Origin of the sequence: Roseomonas sp. USHLN139 (assembly GCF_037145735.1) — a bacterium.
In the GTDB taxonomy this organism is placed as follows: Bacteria; Pseudomonadota; Alphaproteobacteria; order Acetobacterales; family Acetobacteraceae; genus Pseudoroseomonas.
The window spans coordinates 48,672-65,599 of sequence record NZ_JBBCWY010000001.1 but is presented as its reverse complement, the minus strand read 5'-3'; the positions used below and the strand labels follow the sequence as shown (position 1 = coordinate 65,599).

Sequence of the window (16,928 nt, the reverse complement as noted above, 5' to 3'; positions counted from 1 at the left end):
AAAACAGCGCGACCTTGAAGGTCGCGCTGCTGTCTTCTCTAGACTGCTCCTCTCTTCAGTCGTCGTCGCTGCGCCGCGCCAGCACTTCCCGCTTGCCGACATGGTTGGCCGGGCCGACCACCCCTTCCTTCTCCATCTGCTCGATCAGCTTCGCCGCGCGGTTGTAGCCGATCGACAAATGCCGCTGGATGAAGGAGGTGGAGGCCTTGCCTTCGCGGGTCACCAGGGCGACGGCCTGGTCGAACAGGCCCTTCTCGCCATCCGAGGCGCCGGCGATGCCGGACAGGCCGTTGTCGCCCTCGTCCTCGCTCTCGGTGACTTCCTCGATATAGGCGGGCTCGCCCTGCTCGCGCAGCCATTCGACCACGCGCTCGACCTCGTTGTCGGAGACGAAGGGGCCGTGCACGCGGCTGACGCGGCCGCCGCCGGCCATGTGCAGCATGTCGCCCTGGCCGAGCAGCTGCTCGGCGCCCATCTCGCCCAGGATGGTGCGGCTGTCGATCTTCGACGTCACCTGGAAGGAGATGCGGGTCGGGAAGTTCGCCTTGATGGTGCCGGTGATGACGTCGACCGAGGGGCGCTGCGTCGCCATGATCACATGGATGCCGGCGGCGCGCGCCATCTGCGCCAGGCGCTGCACGGCGGCCTCGATCTCCTTGCCGGCGACGATCATCAGGTCGGCCATCTCGTCGATGACGACGACGATCATCGGCAGCGGCGCGAGCGCCAGCGGCTGGTCCTCGAAGACCGGCTTGCCGGTGTCGGGGTCGAAGCCGGTCTGCACGCGGCGGGTCAGCACCTCGCCGCGGGCCAGCGCCGCCTGCACCTTCTCGTTGTAGCCGCCGATGTTGCGGACGCCGAGCTGGGACATGGCGCGGTAGCGGCGCTCCATCTCCTTCACCGTCCATTTCAGCGCGCCGATCGCCTTGGGCGGCTCGGTGACCACGGGGGCCAGCAGATGCGGGATGCGGTCATAGACCGACAGCTCCAGCATCTTCGGGTCGATCATGATGAAGCGGCACTCATCCGGCGTGAACCGGTAGAGCAGCGACAGGATCATGGTGTTGATGCCGACCGACTTGCCCGAGCCGGTGGTGCCGGCGATCAGCAGATGCGGCATGCGGGCCAGGTCGGCGATCACCGGCGCGCCGCCGATATCCTTGCCCAGCACCAGCGGCAGCTTGCCGCTCTGGCGGCTCCAGTCGTCGGTGACCAGCAGCTCGCTGAAGATCACCATCTCCCGCTTGATGTTGGGCAGCTCGATGCCGATGACGTTGCGGCCCGGGACGGTGGCGATGCGCACCGCCATGACGCTCATGCTGCGGGCGATGTCGTCGGCCAGGCCGATGACGCGGGCCGACTTGGTGCCCGGCGCCGGCTCGAGCTCGTAGAGGGTGACGACCGGGCCGGGGCGGATCTCGACGATGCGGCCGCGCACGCCGTAATCCTCGAGCACGGATTCGAGCTGGCGGGCATTGTTCTGCAGCACCTCCTCGGAGGGGCCGGTGGCGCGGCGGGCCGGCGGCGGCTCCAGCAGGTCGAGAGGCGGCAGCTGGAAGCGGCTGGGCTCCGGCAGCGGCGCCGGCTTCGACGGACGGCGCGGCGGGGCCGGCGGCGGGGCGCGCTCGACCAGGCGCGGCGCCGGGGCGGGGCCGCGGCGCGGCGCCTCCATCTCCAGCTCCGGCATCAGCTCGCCATCCTCCTCCATCGCCTCCTCCGGCGCAGGCTGGCGGAGGCGCGCGGCGAAGCCGGGCTCGCGCCGCGCCTCGCGGGCGGCCGGGGCGGCCGTCGGCGCCACCCTGAGCCCCTGGCGCTGGGTGCGCAGGCCGCCCTGCGGCGCCTCGGCGGCGGCGGCATCGGCGGCGCGCAGCATGGCGGCGAGCTGCGGCGAGGGCGCTTCCGTGCGGCGGGCGAAGAGACCGCCGACGGCGCCGCCCACCACCTTGAAGGGCGCGGCCAGGCGGGTGCCGAGGCTGGGCGCGCCCTCCTCCGGCGCTTCCTCGGCCCAGGCATAGGGTGCCGGCGGCGGCGGCGGCGTCGCGACGCTGCGCTTCAGCAGGCGGGAGGTGACGTCCACCCCGCCGCGCGCGGCCGAGCCGGCGGCGCGCCCGGCCTGCATCCAGGCCAGCAGCGGCACGCCGAGCGCGGCGAAGGACAGCGAGCCGGCCAGCGCCACGATGCCAACCTGGCCGGCGATGGTGCCGGCCGGGCCGAGCAGCGCGCCGAACAGCGCGTCGATCTTCTCGGCCAGCAGCGCGCCGATGGCGCCGCCCGGGCCGGCGATGGTCGGGCTGCCGGCGGCCAGCGGCGCCAGGTCGAAGGCGGCGGAGAGCATCGGCACCGCCAGCACCACCGCGATGGCGCGCCAGGCGAAGGGGGCGAGGCCGCGATGCGTCGCCAGCCGCCAGGCCCAGCCGAGCGCCACGCCGACCGGCAGCATGCCGCCCCAGCCGAAGGCCTGCAGCATCAGGTCGGCGACCAGCGCGCCGGCGCGGCCGCCGAGATTGGTGGGCTGCGCCGTGGTGGCGGTGGAGAAGGACGGGTCGCCCGGGTTGTAGCTGGCCAGGGCGACCATCAGCCCGAGGCCGGCCAGGCCGAGCGCCAGCCCGGCCAGCTCCGCCCCGCGCCGGGCGATCGCGGCCTTCAGCGCCGGGGAGGCGAAGCGCCGCGCCCCGTCGGCAAGCCGCCCGCCGGGCGTGGTGGCGGAAGAGGAGGATCGGTCTGCGAAAGCGCGCGGCATGGGCCTCAGTCGTCAGTTGCTGAGCGGATGCGTGAAGCTAGCATGGCAAAGGCTTGGCATAGAAGGAAACCTCTCGCGATAGGTGATCGGCTTCCGGGGGCCGCAACCGGGCGGTGCCCGGGCGGCGGTTCAGCCCTCCGCCCCGGCCAGAAGCGGCAGCCTGGCCGCGCCATTGGCCGATTCCGCTGGATTTGCCAGGAGTCGGACGCCGCAGGCGCGCAGATAGGCCACGATCGCCTCCGCCTCGGCGGGCGGGCGCGTCGGGTCTTCCGTGTCGCCCAGCGGCACGAAGATCAGCGTCGTGTGCCGAGCGCGGGTCAGCAAAACCCGATAGGTGTTGCGGATATGTCGCTGTGCCTCGGGCTGGCCAACGAGGGTCCAGCGGGGGCCCGACAGCCGCCGCGCCCGCCAGCCGGCCGGGCCACGGATGAAGTCGCCGCCCCAGGCGAGGCCGACCAGGTCGAGCTCCAGCCCCTGGCAGGCATATTCGGTGGCGCAGACCTCCAGCGCGTCGGAGCCTCGGATATCCGGCCAGCGGCAGAGGAACCAGTTGACCACCTCGGCATCGGCGCCCTGCAGCTGGGCGCCCAGCCCCTCGGCGCGCAGCCGCTTCGCCTTGGCCGAACAGACCAGCCCGGCCCGCCGCAGGCCGCGCGCCTGCTCGCGCAGCGCCCGCCGCAGCACCCCGAGGTCGCGGGTCAGATGGAAGGGCAGGTCGCCCCCGGCGGCGATGGCGGCGGCCTGCTGCGGCCGGTCGTTCAGCACCGCATCGACCCAGTCGGCGGCGCGGTCGTGATGCACCGAGCGCACCGGCACGGTCAGCGCCAGCGCGGGGTCAAGCCGCAGCCAGTCAGCCGCCGCGGACGCCAGGCGCTGGGCCGGCTCGGCCGTCGCATCCAGCACGGCGGGTGCGGCCGTGGCCTGCCAGCGCCCCTGGCTGGCGGCGATCACCCGGCCCCATTCGGCCAGCCCCGCCTCGCCGGTGTTGATCTCCTGACCCTGGCCGATCAGCGCCACGATCACCGACCAGCCGGGGCGGCGGCCCATGATCTCCAGCAGATGCGCCGGCTCGGAATCGGTCAGCACCGAGCGGCGGCGCTGGGTGTCGCGCTGCGCCTGGTCGGCATCCCAGGCGCGCTGCGCCTCGTCGAAGACCACCACCGCCTCGGCCGGGATTTCTGCCGGGTGGCGCTGATGGTGCTCGAGGAAGCGGTGGACGTTCTGCAGCAGGCTGCGCGCCTCCCGCCGTGGCTGGCGGCGGCCGCGGCCCTGGCGCTGCACCGCATCGCGCTCCAACGCGCCGCGCAGCACGGCGACCAGCGGCGCATTGCCGGTGAGGAAGGCGGCCCCCTCCTCCGCCGCCTGGCCGAAGACCAGGTTCAGCCCGCACAGCGTCTTGCCGGCGCCGGGCACGCCGGTGACGAAGACCACCCGCCGCTCCCCCGCCTGCCGGGCGCCGGCGATGGCGCGGCGGATGGCGGCGGTGGTGGCGCGCAGATTGGTGACATCGGCCCGCGCCGTGGCGATCTCCTCCACCCCGTGCCGGTCGAACAGCCGCTGCGCCGCCTCGATGATGCCGGGCACCGGGCGATAGGGCGCCCGCGCCCATTCCGCGCCATCCAGCGGCGTCGAGGGCTGCGGCAGCGCCGCCTCGATCGCCGCCAGCATCCCGGCCAGGGCAGCGGCATCGCAGGCCAGCGGCGGCACCACGCCATGCCAGAGCAGCGGCAGGCTCTGCGGCCGAGGCGGGGCCTGCTCGGCCAGCAGGATCGGCACCACCGGATGCGCCCGGCTGCCGGCATGGAAGTCGAACAGGTCGAGCGCGTAATCCTCGACCTGCGCCAGATCGGCCGGCGTGATGGCTGTGGCGCGGTGCTTGAACTCGATCACCAGGATGCCGCGCCCGGTCAGCAGCACGGCGTCGATCCGCTTCTCCAGCCGCAGCAGGTCGAATTCCAGCAACACGGTCCAGGCTTCAGCACCCGGCAGCCGGCGCAGCGCGGCCTGCAGCAGGGCGGTCAGCGCCTCCCAGGAGGCGATCTGCTCCGGCGTCACCTCGCGCAGCTGCCGGGCCTGGCGGGCCGCCAGCCGGGCCGCCCAATCGCTCGGCCGGTCCGCCAGGAAGGCGGTGCCCGAAGCCTCGACCCAGCCGCTCACGCCACGCGCTTCCCCCTGCCCGGCCAGGTCGCCAGCCCGATGCTCGCCAGCATGAGCAGAAACCCGATCCCGTGCATCGTGGAAAATGTCTCGCCCAGCACCGCCACCGCCATCGCCGCGGCGGACGCCGGCAGCAAGGCCGAAAAGATGCCCGCGATCCCGGCCGGCGCCCGCCGCAGCCCGGCATACCAGAGCAGCAGGCACAGCACCGAGGCGGTCAGGCTGTGGAAGACCAGCAGCGCCGAGACCCCCGGATCGGCCAGCGCCGCCGCCGCCCCCAGCACCGGCAGGCAAAAGGGCAGCAGCATCAGCGTGGAAAAGCCCTGCATCCAGAAGCTGGCCGTCACCAGCGGCACTCGCCCGGCCAGGCGCTTGGCCAGCAGCACGTAGCCCGCCTCGCCGCAGACCGCGACGAAGACCAGCGCATTGCCCCAGAGACTCCCGCCGCCACCCCCGCCGCCGGCCAGCCGCGCCAGGGTGACCGCCGCCATGCCGCCGCCCGCCAGCCCCACCGCCAGCCAGTGCCGCGGCGCCATCCGCTCACGCAGCCAGAGCGCCGAGCCGAGGGCGATCACCGCCGGCAGCGTCGCCAGCACCAGCCCGGCCTCCAGCGCCGTGGTGTGGCGCAGGCCGCTCAGCAGCGCGGCATTGTAGAGCAGCGTGCCCACCGCCGCCTGCGCCGCCAGGTTCAGCAGCGCCCCGCCGGACAGGCGGACCCGGCCCTCGCGGCGCCGCGCCAGCGGCCACAGCACCAGGCAGGCCAGCAGGCAGCGCAGGCCGAGGATCAGCGCCACCGGCAAGGCCGCGGTCAGCAGCTTGGAGACGGCGACATTCGCGCCGACCAGGGCCATCGACAGGCCCAGCTGCAGATAGGCGACCAGCATCAGTCCGTGTCGGCGGTCCTGAACGGCGAGGCCTCGGCCAGGGCCGCCATTTCCTCCAGCATCGCCGGGCGCTCGGCCTCGAGGAACTCCGCCACGGCGCGGCGCAGGCCGCCATGGCAGATCCAATGCGCCGAATAGGTGGGCACCGGCAGGTAGCCGCGCTGGATCTTGTGCTGGCCCTGCGCCCCCGCCTCGACCCGCTTCAGGCCGCGCGCGATGGCGAAGTCGATCGCCTGGTAGTAGCAGAGCTCGAAATGCAGGAAGGGTGCCTCCACCGAGGCCCCCCAGTTGCGGCCATAGAGCGCGTCGCGGCCCATCAGGTTCAGGGCGCCGGCCACCGGCTCGCCGTCGCGCTCGGCCACCATCAGCACGACGCGCTCGCCGAGGCGCTCGGCCAGCAGCGGCCAGAAGCGCTCGGTGAGGTAGGCGCTGCCCCACTTCCGGTCGACGGTGTCCATGTAGAAGCGATGAAACGCCTTCCAGTGCCGCGGCGTGATGGCGGCGCCCTGCAGCACCCGGAAGTCCAGCCCGGCGGATTGCGCATCGCGCCGCTCGCGCTTCAGCTGCTTGCGCTTGCGGCTGGACAGCGCCGCCAGGAAGTCGTCGAAGCTGGCATAGCCGTCGTTCAGCCAGTGGAACTGCGTACCCAGCCGGCGCAGCCAGCCGGCCTCGCCGAGCGCGGTCCATTCCGGCTCGCTGCAGAAGGTGACATGGGCGGAGGAGAAGCCGAGCTGCTCGGTCGCCTGCGCCAGCGCCTGGCCCAGCGCCGCCGGCGGCAGGCCCGAGCCCGGGCGGATCAGCAGCCGCGGCCCGGGCACCGGGCTGAACGGCACCGCCACCTGCAGCTTCGGGTAGTAGTCGCCGCCGGCCCGCTCGAAGGCCTGCGCCCAGGCATGGTCGAAGACGTATTCGCCATAGGAATGGCTCTTGGCATAGGCCGGGGCCACCGCCAGCAGCCGCCCGTCGCCGTCGCGCAGCGCCAGGTGCTGCGGCAGCCAGCCGCTGCGCGGGCTGGCCGAGCCGCTTTCCTCCAGCGCCGAGAGGAAGGCATGGCTGACGAAGGGGTTGTCGTCCCCGGCGCAGGCATCCCAGTCGACCGCCGCGATCTCGGCGATCTTCGGATGCAGCCGCAGGGTCAGTTCGGGGGCGCTGTCCGGCATGGCCCCCAGCATGTGCGCTGGCTTTGCCGCGGCGCAACCTTGCTTGCCAAAAGGATAGGTTCAGAAGGGCCGGCAGGCCTCCCCCGTCGCCGCCGCCAGCCGCGCCATCCGCCGTGCCGCGACGGCCGCCCCGGCCGCACCGCCCGCCAGTTTCGCGGCATGGCCTTCCACCATCTGCTCCAGCCCGGCCTCGACCGCCATCTCGGTGCCGACCGCCAGGCCGGTGGAGAAGGCCAGCCGGCGCAGCAGCCGCGCCAGCACCAGCGCGCCGGGGCGCAGGCCATGCAGCTCGGCCACCTGCCGCATCAGCCGCAACCCGATCAGCGCCATGGCCGCCGCGTCGAGGGCAGGCGCCGGCATCACCGCGGTGGCGACGAAGACCTGCCGCGCCGCCTGGCCGCCGAGGGTTGCCACCCGCGCCGCCAGCACCGGCTGCAGCAGCCCGGCCGCCAGGCCGCGCGCCTCGCCCAGGGTCCTGGCGGCGCGGATCTGGTCGATGGCGGGGGCGGCCTCGGGCAGCCGCTCGGCCAGCGATTCGGCCCAGCGCAGCAGGGCGCGCGGCGGCGGCGCCGCGTCCGGGGTCTCTTTCAAGGTCTCGGCCAGGCGGTCGAGGGATTTCAGCTTGCGCAGCGCCCGCCATTCGCGCCAGGCGCCGGCGCCGAGCAGCCCGACCACCCCCGCCCCCAGCGCGCTGCCGGCCCAGCCCAGGATCGCAGACCGGGCGAAGAGCTCGTCCAGCGTGACGCCCAGCCACAGCCCGCCGCCGCCCAGCACCAGCAGGAAGAAGGCGCCGCCGGCCAGGCCGAGGCTGCGCAGCCAGCCTGCCCCCGGCAGCGGCGTGACCGGCGCCAGGCTGACCGGCGCGTCATGCCGCACCAGCCCGCCCTGCACCGGCGTCGCGTCCCAGCCCGGATCCCAGGCCGGCGCGGGGTCAGGCGCATCGGCCCAACCGGGACCCGGCTCACGCACAGGGGCTTTCTTCGGCGGCAGGGTCACAGCGCGTCCTCCAGCAGCCAGGCCAGCAGCGTGTCCATGCCGAGATGCGGCAACCCGTCGCGCCCCTCGGGGTCGAGCAGCGGCGGGCGGAATTCCGGCAGGGCGAAATAGGGCCGGCGCCAGAAGGGATCGCCGGCCGGCGGGATCGAATCGGGGATCGGCCCCGGGCGGAAGGGCCGGCGCCGGGTGTCGCCGGCCGGCACGCCGAAGACCACCGGCGGGCTGACGGTCGCCGCGCCGTCCTCGGTGCTGCGCAGCGCAGCCAGGGCGAAATGGCGCGCCTTCGGCCCGGTCTCGCCCAGCATCGCCTGGAACATGGACAGAAAAGCCGGGCGCTGGACGGGGGGGATATGGTCCAGCTTGGAGGCGGCGAAGGCCACCCGCTTCAGCATCGGCAGCCGCAGCCAGCGCGACCGGCTGCGCTGGTCATAGGCGCGGGCGATCTGCGCCACCGCCTGACGGGCGTCCGCAAAAGCCCCCTCCCCGGCGCAGAGCGCGCCCAGCGCATCGACCAGCACCACCTGGCGGTCGAAGCGGGCGAACCAGGGGTCGAAATAGCTGCGGCGCATGTCGTCCCGGTAGGCGTCGAACCGGCGGGCCAGCAGGTCGCGCAAGGAGCCGGGCGCGGCCGGGCCCTGGCCGGGAATGGGGAAGAACCACATCATCGGGCTGTCGCCCTTCGGCCCCGGCACCAGGAAGCGCCCCGGCTGCAGCCAGCGCAGCCCGGCCCGGTCGCGCGCCGCCACCAGCAGGTCGCGATAGAGGAGAAAACCGCGACGGGCGACGGCGTCCTCGGCCGGGGCGTCGGGCGGCAGGCTGGCCAGAAACGAGAAGAAGTCGGTGGCGAGCCCGGCGCGCGGCGGCTGCTTCAGCTGCGCCAAGGTCGCGCTGGACCATTCAAGGAAGTCCTGGTCGAGCAGCGGCAGGTCCAGCAGCCATTCGCCGGGATAGTCCAGCAGCTCCAGCCGCAGCCGGCGCGGCGGCAGCAGGCTGCCGAAGCGCCCGCGCCGCTCCACCACCAGGGTCAGCGCGGCGCTGGCGAGATCCGCGGTGCGCGGCGGCCAGTGCGGCGTGGCGCCGGCGAGATCCCGCAGCTTCTCCGCCGCGTCGAACCAGTCCAGCGCCTGGGTGCCCGAGGGCTCCAGCCGCACCGCCAGGATCTTCTGGCCATTCGCCGCCAGCTGCCGGGTCAGCGCCGGCAGGCTGTCGCGGCCGCGGCCCAGCGCCAGCAGGTTGCTGATCAGCGAGGTGATGAAGACCGTCTTGCCCGAGCGGCTGAGCCCGGTGATGGCGACGCGAAGGCTGGTCTGGTTGAGCAGGCGCTCGGCCTCGTCGCCGAGCCGCGCCATGCCGTGCAGCAAGCGGTCCACTGAGTCTCCCACGCCGTCTCCTGGGTCTTCGGACCGCTTAGGTAGGATGCGGCGGGCCCGCGGCCAATGCCATCCGCGCCCGCGCCCAAGCCCATTCAACCCCCGCGTTCATGTGATGAATGGAAGATCGCCCATCATCCGGCAATGTCACCGAAGCATGCATGAAGCCGTGGTCATGCTTCGTTAACCCCCGCGCCCGACACCTTCTCGCGGCGGGAGCACAGCCACATGGCCATCCAATCCGACCTGCTCTGGACCAGGGACAGTTCCGCCTCCACCGCCGGCAGCGCCGAGGTGGTCGCCTATGACGCCGCCCGCGCCCTGGTCCTGGTGCTCGGCCCCGAGGGCGTCGAGGCGCTGGACGCGCGGAGCGGCGCGCTGCGCTTCGCCCTGCCCAAGGCCGATCTCGGCAGCCTTGGCACCGGCAACAGCGTCGCCGTCTTCGGCGATGTCATGGCGGTGGCCTTCGACGGCGCCGAGCCCGGCAGCAACGGCACGGTGGCCTTCTACAGCATCGCCGGGGATGGCAGCGCGGCCAGCCTGATCCGCCAGGTCGAGGTCGGCGCGGTGCCCGACATGGTGACCTTCACCCCCGATGGCGCGCGCCTGCTGGTGGCGATCGAGGGCGAGCCCAACGACAATTACGGCCTCGACGCCTCGGGCGACCCGCTGGGCGGCGTCGCCGTCATCGATGTCGCGACCGGCGACATGATTTTTCTGGGTTTTGAAGGCTTCGACACGGACGCCCTGATTGCGGCAGGTGTCCGCATCAAGGGCGTCGAGGGCGTCACCGCCGCCACCGACCTGGAACCGGAATACATCGCCGTCTCCCAGGACGGCACCAGGGCCTATGTGACGCTGCAGGAGAACAACGCGATCGCGGTGCTCGACCTGACGACGATGCAGTACACCGGCATCCATGCGCTCGGCACCAAGGACCATTCGCTGCCGGGCAACGGCCTCGATACCTCGGACCGTGACGGCGGCACCAACATCGCTCCGGCGCCGGTGCAGGGCCTCTATATGCCCGACGGCATCGCCACCTTCGAGCTGGACGGCAAGACCTACCTGGTCACCGCCAATGAGGGCGACGCCTCCGAATGGGGCGACTACAATGATGTCGGCCGGCTGAAGGACGCGGTGCTGGACGAGGCCAGCTTCGGCGGCGCCGAGGGCATCGCCGCGCTGAAAGCCGACGCCGTGATGGGCCGGCTGAACATCTCGCTGGTCGATGGCGACACCGATAGCGACGGCGATATCGACGTCCTCCACCCCCTGGGCGGCCGCAGCTTCTCGATCTGGGAAGTGACGGATGACGGGCTGGTGCAGACCTTCGACTCCGGCGACATGATGGAGCGGATGCTGCTGCAGCACGCCCCCGAGCTGCTGGATGACGGCCGTTCCGACGACAAGGGCCCAGAGCCCGAGAGCGTCACGCTCGGCACCATCGACGGCCAGCTCCATGCCTTCCTGGCGCTGGAGCGCTCGGACGCCGTCATGGCCTTCGCCATCACCGGCCCGGATTCGGCCGAGTATGCCGGCATCATCCCGGTTGGCGACGCGCCGGAAGCCATCCTTTTCGTCGATGCCGCCGACGCCCCCGAGGGCATCGACGGCCCGATACTGATCGCCCCGGCCGAAGGCTCGGGCACCACGACGCTGCACGAATTGAGCGTGGCGCCCGCCGCCGACGGCAGCTTCACGCTGCAGATCCTGCACGCCTCCGACTTCGAGGCGGGCCTCGCCGCCGTCGACTGCGCCAGCCAGTTCGCGGCGATCGTCGACAGGCTGGAGGACAGCTTCGCCAACAGCATCACCCTGTCCTCGGGCGACAACACCATCCCCAGCCCGTTCAATGCCGCCGGCACCGACCCCTCCGTCAAGGACGAGCTGGTCGACCTCTATGCCTGGCTGCTCGGCGTCCCCGCCGAGGACTTGGCCGGGCTGGCGCTGAACCCGTCCACCATCGACATCGCCATCCTCAACGCCATCGGCGTCGAGGCGAGCGTCTTCGGCAACCATGAGTGGGATTTCGGCGCCAATGCGGTGGCCGCCGCCATCGACTTCACCAAGGGCAGCGGCACCACCGCCGCCGCGGTGACCTCGATCGGCGCCATGTTCCCCTATCTGGCCGCCAATCTGGACTTCTCCGGCGACCCGGCGATGGCGGCCCTCTTCACCGAGCTGCTGCGCGACGCCGCCAGCTACGCCACCACGGCCGATGACCTGGCGACGCCGGAGGCGCTGGCCGCCGAGGCCGCCGATGCCCAGGTCTCGCCCTGGACCATCATCGAGGAAGGCGGCGAGCAGATCGGCGTGCTGGGCGTCACCACCCAGCTGCTGGCGTCGATCTCGTCCCCCGGCCGCGTCACCGTGCAGGACCCGGCCGGCGACGGCGGCGTCAACAACACCGACGAGCTGGCCGATATCCTGCAGGTCTATGTCGACCAGATGCAGGCGCAGGGCCTCAACAAGATCATCCTGCTGAGCCACCTGCAGCAGTACCAGCTGGAGCTCGACCTTGCCGGCAAGCTGTCCGGCGTCGACGTCATCATCGCCGGCGGCAGCCACGCGGTCTTCGCCAATGACGGCGACCCGCTGCAGCCGGGCGACACCGCCGCCGAGACCTATCCGGTGATCGTCACCGGCGCCGATGGCGGCAAGGTCGCCATCGTCAACACCAACAATGAATACGGCTATGTCGGCCGGCTGGTGCTGACCTTCGATGCCGAGGGCACCATCATCCCCGACAGCATCGACCCCGATCTCTCCGGCCCGATCGCCGTCAACGAGGCGACCGTGCAGGAACTCTGGGGCGACGAGGACGCCTATGCCGAGGGCACCAAGGGCGGCGCCGTCAAGGACCTGACCGACGCCGTCGGCGCGGTGATCGGCGCCAAGGACGGCAACGTCCTGGGCTTCACCAATGTCTATCTGGAAGGCCGCCGCGGCGAGGTCCGCAGCGAGGAGACCAACCTCGGCAACCTGACCGCCGACGCCAACCTCTTCGTGGCGAAGCAGGTCGATGCGGCGGTCACCGTGTCGATCAAGAATGGCGGCGGCATCCGCGCCGAGATCGGCGCCATCGGTGCCGGCGCCGAGGCCGGCGAGCTGCCGCCGCAGGCCAATCCCGACGCCGACAAGCCGGAGGGCGGCGTCAGCCAGCTCGACATCGAGAATTCGCTGCGCTTCAACAACGCGCTCTCGATCGTCACCGTCTCGGCCGAGGAGCTGGTCCGCATCTTCGAGCATGCGGTGGCCGGCGTGGCACCCGGCGCCACCCCGGGCAGCTTCGGCCAGGTCGGCGGCGTCTCCTTCAGCTATGACGCCACCGCCACGGCGCAGCGGCTGAACGCCGATGGCAGCGTCGTCGTCGCCGGCGAGCGGCTGCAGAACCTGGTCATCCTCGGCGAGGGCGGCCAGGTGCTGGACACCCTCCTGGTCGATGGCCAGTTGGTGGGCGACGCCAACCGCGACATCCGCCTGGTGACGCTGAGCTACCTGGCGGATGGCGGCGACGGCTATCCGATCGGCGCCTATGCCAGCGACCGCATCGACCTGCTGGACAATGCGGCGCTCTCCGAGGGCGAGGCCAGCTTCGCCGCCAAGGGCAGCGAGCAGGACGCGCTGGCCGAATACCTGAAGGCGCGGCATGGCACCGCCGAGACCGCCTATGACGCGGTCGATGCCGGCCAGGCCAGCGACGCGCGCATCCAGAACGTCTCCGTCCGTGAGGACAGCGTGCTCGGCGCGCAGCAGCGCGGCGAGGCGGGCGACGACACCCTGGTCGGCACCGCCGGCCGTGACTTCCTGCAGGGCGGCGCCGGCGACGACGTGCTGGAAGGCCGCGGCGGCAGCGACCGCCTCGATGGCGGCGCGGGCACCGACACCGCGGTGCTGGCCGGCAACCTGGCCGACTACACCCTGGCCCGCGCCGGCGATGGCCTGGTGCTCGGCAGCGCCGACAGCCACACCACGCTGATCGGCATCGAGCGGCTGAGCTTCGCCGATGGCGCCATCGCCCTCGACGACAGCGATCCGCTCTTCGACACGCTGGCCTACTACCTGGCCAATCCGGATGTCTTCGCCGCCGGCCTCGACGCGCGGCAGCACTACCGGGATTTCGGCGCCGCCGAGGGGCGCGACCCGAACGCGGTCTTCGACACCGCCTTCTACCTGGCAGCCAATCCGGACGTGGCGGAATCGGGCATGAACGCGCTCGAGCACTACCGCCTCTACGGCGCCGCCGAGGGCCGCGACGTGGCGCTCGATTTCGACACCGCCGGCTACCTGGCGCTGAACCCGGATGTCGCCGCGGCCGGCCTCGACGCCCTGCACCACTACCTGGACTACGGCAGGGCCGAGGGCCGGCCGACGGCGCGCGCCGTGGGCCCGGTGATCGAGAACGGCTTCGACGTCCAGTTCTACCTGGCGAGCAATGCCGATATCGCCGCCGCCGGCATCGACGCCTTCACCCATTGGATGGCCTTCGGCGCCGCCGAGCAGCGCGACCCGAACGCCTATTTCGACACCTCCTTCTATCTGGAGAACAACCAGGACGTGGCGGAATCGGGCCTCAACGCCCTGTTCCACTACCAGAATTACGGCTTCCGGGAGGGGCGCGACCCCTCGGCGCTGTTCGACACCTCGGCCTTTCTGGCGGCCAACGCGGACATCGCCGCGGCCGGCATCGACCCGCTGGCGCATTACCTGACCACCGGCCTCTACGAGGGGCGTCAGCCCATCGCGGTGGCCGAGGAGCTGCTGATCGCCTGACGAAAAAAAAGGGCGCTGGCCATCCTGGCCGGCGCCCCTGTCGCGTCTCAGAACCGCTTCAGGAAGAAGAAGCGGGTATGGCCGGTCGGATTGTCCGGCACCGCGCCGAACTCGACATAGCCCTGCTTCTTGTAGAACTCCGGCGCCTGGAAGCTGTAGCTGTCCAGCCAGACGCCGTTGCAGCCGCGCGCCCGCGCCTCGGCCTCGGCCGCCGCCAGCAGCCGGGCGCCGAGCCCGCCGCCGCGCAGCTCTTCCGGCAGGTTGAACAGCTCGATGAACAGCCAGCCCTTGTCGGTCCGCCCGGTCAGCCCGCCGATGACGATTCCCGACTCCGGGTCGCGCACCACGACATGCAGCGGCCGGGTGCCCGGCGCGCCCACCTTGGAGCGGTTATAGGCCAGCAGCCCCTCGAGGATGGCGCCGCGGATCGCCGGATCGGCGTCGTCGGAAACCTCGAACTCCTGGCCGGGGACATCCTGGCTCAAGGCGCGATCTCGAACATGCCCTCGACCTCGACGGCGGCGTCCATCGGCAGCGAGGGCACGCCGATGGTGCTGCGGGCGTGGCGCCCCGCCTCGCCGAACACCGCGACCGCCAGGTCGGAGGCGCCGTTCATCACCAGCGCATGCTGGGTGAAGTCCGGCCCGGCGGCGATGAAGCCGCCCAGGCGGAGCACGCGGGTCACCCGGTCGAGATCGCCGACCGCCGCCTGCAGCTGCGCCAGCACATTGACCAGGCAGAGCTCGGCGGCCTGCCGGCCCATCTCGATCGACTCGGCCGTCACCTTGCCGGTGAAGGCCACCTTGCCGTCGCGCATCGGCACCTGGCCGGAGACCACCACCAGCCGGCCCTCGAGGCCGAGGGTGAAGGGGACGTAGTTGGCGACCGGCGCGGCGGGGGTCGGCAGGGTGATGCCGAGCCCGGCGAGGCGCTGGGCGACGTTTCCGGCCATGGGATTTTCCTTCTGTCAGGCGATCAGGGACGCGCGCTCAGCCGACCAGCCGAAAGCTCCGACGGCGGGCGGCGGGCGAGGGCTGCGCCGGCAGGTCGAGCGGCAGCAGCGGCCCGCGATCGCCCGGCAGGGTGACAGCGTCCACCGCGCATTCCTCGATCGTCGGATCGGGCCAGAGCCGGCGCGCCTCGCCACCGCCCAGATGGCTGATCGCCAGCCGGCGGAAGGCCCAGTCCATCACCGAGGTGGCGCAGAGGATATCGGCATCCCCCTCGACCAGCCCGGCCGGGCCGAAGCGGGTATAGGAGAAGGCGGTGACATAGTCCGACAGCGGCACGCCGCGGGCCAGGCCGATATTCACCGCCTGCAGGAAGCCGTCCAGCAACCCGCGCAGCGCGCTGCCATCCTTGCCGCCCTCCTTGCCCATCGACAGCCCGACCTCGATCAGGCTGCCATCGGCGGCTTCGCTGGTGCGCAGCAGGACGCGGTGGCCGCCGACCACGACGCGCCAGACATTGCCGCGGGCGGCCACCGCCGGGCGCGGCGGCGGCAGCGGCCGGGCCGGCTCGGGGCGGGCCAGCGGCGCCGGCGCGGCGGCGTGGAGATAGGGGCGGATGGCGGCTTCCATCGCCTCGCGCGCCTTGTCGGTGACCGGGGCCAGCAGCGCCGCGGCCTCGCGCTCGCCCTGCAGCAGCGCCGCGCGCCGGGCGGCGGCGGTGGGCTGCTCGGTGACGCGGCCCGCCTCGTCCTGCACCAGCCGCGTGGCGCCCTGGGCCGGGGCCAGGCCGCCGGTCTCGCAGCCCAGCAGCGCCTCGGCCGCATCGGCGGCGGTCAGCGCGAAGCTGCCATGGTGGCGCAGCCCCTGCGTCGCGCCGGCGGCGTCCAGCGCGCGGCGCGCGGCGACCGCCAGGCCGGGGATGGCGCAGCGCGCGGGCGGCGCCGGCCAGAGCAGCGCGGCCGGCTCGCGCGCGCCGTGCTTCTCGGCCAGCCTGGCGCTGGCCTGCTCGGCGGCGCCGCGGGTCAGCGCCGAGAGGGCATTGGCCACGTCGCGGGCGGCCGGCGAGTCGTAGGCCAGGCCGCAGGCGGCCAGCAGCCCGGCGAGATCGGCGAAGCCGAGGCGCAGCCGCAGCGCGCGGCCGCCGGTCAGCGCCTCCAGCGCCTGCACGCCGGTGCCGACGGCGGCCGTGTAGCCGGCGGCATCGAAGCCGCCGGTGGCATCGAGGAAGGCCGGCAGGTTCAGCACGAAGCGCGGCTCGACCTTGGCATCGCCGCGCCAGGTCGAGGCGCCGGGGGCGCCGCGCCGGGTGATCACCAGTTGCCGAAGCGACTCGGCCAGGGCCACGGCGTCGATCGCTTCCAGCACGCCGGTCTGCACCGCCCGCGCCGAGAGGCGGGCGATCCAGCCCTCGGCCAGGCTGGGCAGCGAGACCGGGCCGAGTCCGGGGGCGAGGCAGGCCAGCGCCTCGGCGGCGCCCTGCTCCCAGGTGGCCGGCAGGGCGATCGCCCGCGGCGGGGCATCGGGATCCGCCGCCGCCCGCGTGCGCCGCAGCGCCATGCCTTCCCAGGGAGTGCCTGCAATCCGTGCCATACAAGAAAGGTAGCGGCAGGCCGCGCCCCGGGAAAGGCGCGGGGTCAGCAAAACGCGGCCTTGGCGTTGATTTCGCCGCCCCCCGGCGGGATGAGGCACCGGCCCGGGTCGTGTCCGCCACACAGAGCTGTCATGGTGCGGGGTCGTGGCTGGCCCGCGGCCTCGCCTTCCCCTCGGGCGCCGCATGTGCGAAGGAAGCGGCCAGAGGACGTCGGCAGGCTACCGCTTCGGAGCCGGGCGTCCCATATGTGCAGCGCGGCAGCCCGCTCCCCCGGCGGCCTGTCCCCCCCAGCCTGATGGAACTG

The 16,928-nt window shown here is 72.8% G+C and carries 10 protein-coding genes; 1 reads left to right on the top strand and 9 read right to left on the bottom strand.

From position 1 onward, the window contains the following. Positions 1-55: 55 nt before the first annotated feature. From WFI16_RS00360 to WFI16_RS00335, 6 genes are all read right to left on the bottom strand, one after another. Entirely contained in the window at positions 56-2,740 is a 2,685-nt protein-coding gene (locus WFI16_RS00360) for a DNA translocase FtsK (protein ID WP_419895805.1), read from the bottom strand. Positions 2,741-2,869: 129 nt separating this feature from the next. Further along, positions 2,870-4,897: a DUF2075 domain-containing protein gene (locus WFI16_RS00355; RefSeq protein WP_419895804.1), complete on the bottom strand. Its 2,028-nt coding sequence runs from the start codon at positions 4,895-4,897 to the stop codon at positions 2,870-2,872. After that, positions 4,894-5,781 carry a DMT family transporter gene (locus WFI16_RS00350; protein WP_419895803.1) on the bottom strand — a complete coding sequence of 296 codons (888 nt, stop codon included), beginning with the start codon at positions 5,779-5,781 and terminating at the stop codon, positions 4,894-4,896. The genes WFI16_RS00355 and WFI16_RS00350 overlap by 4 nt, the downstream gene beginning before the upstream one ends. Beyond that, entirely contained in the window at positions 5,781-6,953 is a 1,173-nt protein-coding gene (locus WFI16_RS00345; RefSeq protein WP_419895802.1) for a GNAT family N-acetyltransferase, read from the bottom strand. Before WFI16_RS00345 ends, WFI16_RS00350 begins: the two co-directional genes overlap by 1 nt. Before the next feature lie 48 nt (positions 6,954-7,001). Continuing rightward, positions 7,002-7,910, bottom strand: coding sequence for a DUF697 domain-containing protein (locus tag WFI16_RS00340; protein ID WP_419895801.1), 909 nt, complete (start codon positions 7,908-7,910; stop codon positions 7,002-7,004). A gap of 23 nt (positions 7,911-7,933) precedes the next feature. Beyond that, a complete protein-coding gene (locus WFI16_RS00335) occupies positions 7,934-9,307 on the bottom strand; it encodes a YcjX family protein (RefSeq protein WP_419895800.1) in 1,374 nt (457 codons plus the stop codon). A 228-nt stretch (positions 9,308-9,535) separates the two neighbouring features. On the opposite strand from WFI16_RS00335, the gene WFI16_RS00330 reads away from it, so the two are divergent. Then, on the top strand, positions 9,536-14,083 hold the full coding sequence (locus WFI16_RS00330; protein ID WP_419895799.1) for a choice-of-anchor I family protein: 4,548 nt from the start codon (positions 9,536-9,538) through the stop codon (positions 14,081-14,083). Between the two features lie 47 nt (positions 14,084-14,130). Here the strand turns inward: WFI16_RS00330 and WFI16_RS00325 are convergent, their stop codons facing one another. From WFI16_RS00325 to WFI16_RS00315, 3 genes are read right to left on the bottom strand one after another with little or no spacing between them, the layout of a single operon-like run. Further along, the gene (locus tag WFI16_RS00325; RefSeq protein WP_419895798.1) at positions 14,131-14,568 is read right to left on the bottom strand and encodes a GNAT family N-acetyltransferase; all 438 of its coding nucleotides are present in this window, start codon (positions 14,566-14,568) and stop codon (positions 14,131-14,133) included. After that, entirely contained in the window at positions 14,565-15,035 is a 471-nt protein-coding gene (locus WFI16_RS00320; RefSeq protein WP_419895797.1) for a RidA family protein, read from the bottom strand. Before WFI16_RS00320 ends, WFI16_RS00325 begins: the two co-directional genes overlap by 4 nt. A 37-nt stretch (positions 15,036-15,072) precedes the next feature. Then, entirely contained in the window at positions 15,073-16,590 is a 1,518-nt protein-coding gene (locus tag WFI16_RS00315; RefSeq protein WP_419895796.1) for a TSCPD domain-containing protein, read from the bottom strand. Between the last annotated feature and the right edge of the window lie 338 nt (positions 16,591-16,928).

Excerpts from the sequence above, each read along its gene's own strand:
- WFI16_RS00345 (WP_419895802.1), bottom strand. The coding sequence starts at position 6,953 with ATGCTGGGGGCCATGCCGGACAGCGCCCCCGAACTGACCCTGCGGCTG.
- WFI16_RS00360 (WP_419895805.1), bottom strand. The coding sequence starts at position 2,740 with ATGCCGCGCGCTTTCGCAGACCGATCCTCCTCTTCCGCCACCACGCCC.
- WFI16_RS00350 (WP_419895803.1), bottom strand. The coding sequence starts at position 5,781 with ATGCTGGTCGCCTATCTGCAGCTGGGCCTGTCGATGGCCCTGGTCGGC.
- WFI16_RS00330 (WP_419895799.1), top strand. The coding sequence starts at position 9,536 with ATGGCCATCCAATCCGACCTGCTCTGGACCAGGGACAGTTCCGCCTCC.
- WFI16_RS00315 (WP_419895796.1), bottom strand. The coding sequence starts at position 16,590 with ATGGCGCTGCGGCGCACGCGGGCGGCGGCGGATCCCGATGCCCCGCCG.
- WFI16_RS00320 (WP_419895797.1), bottom strand. The coding sequence starts at position 15,035 with ATGGCCGGAAACGTCGCCCAGCGCCTCGCCGGGCTCGGCATCACCCTG.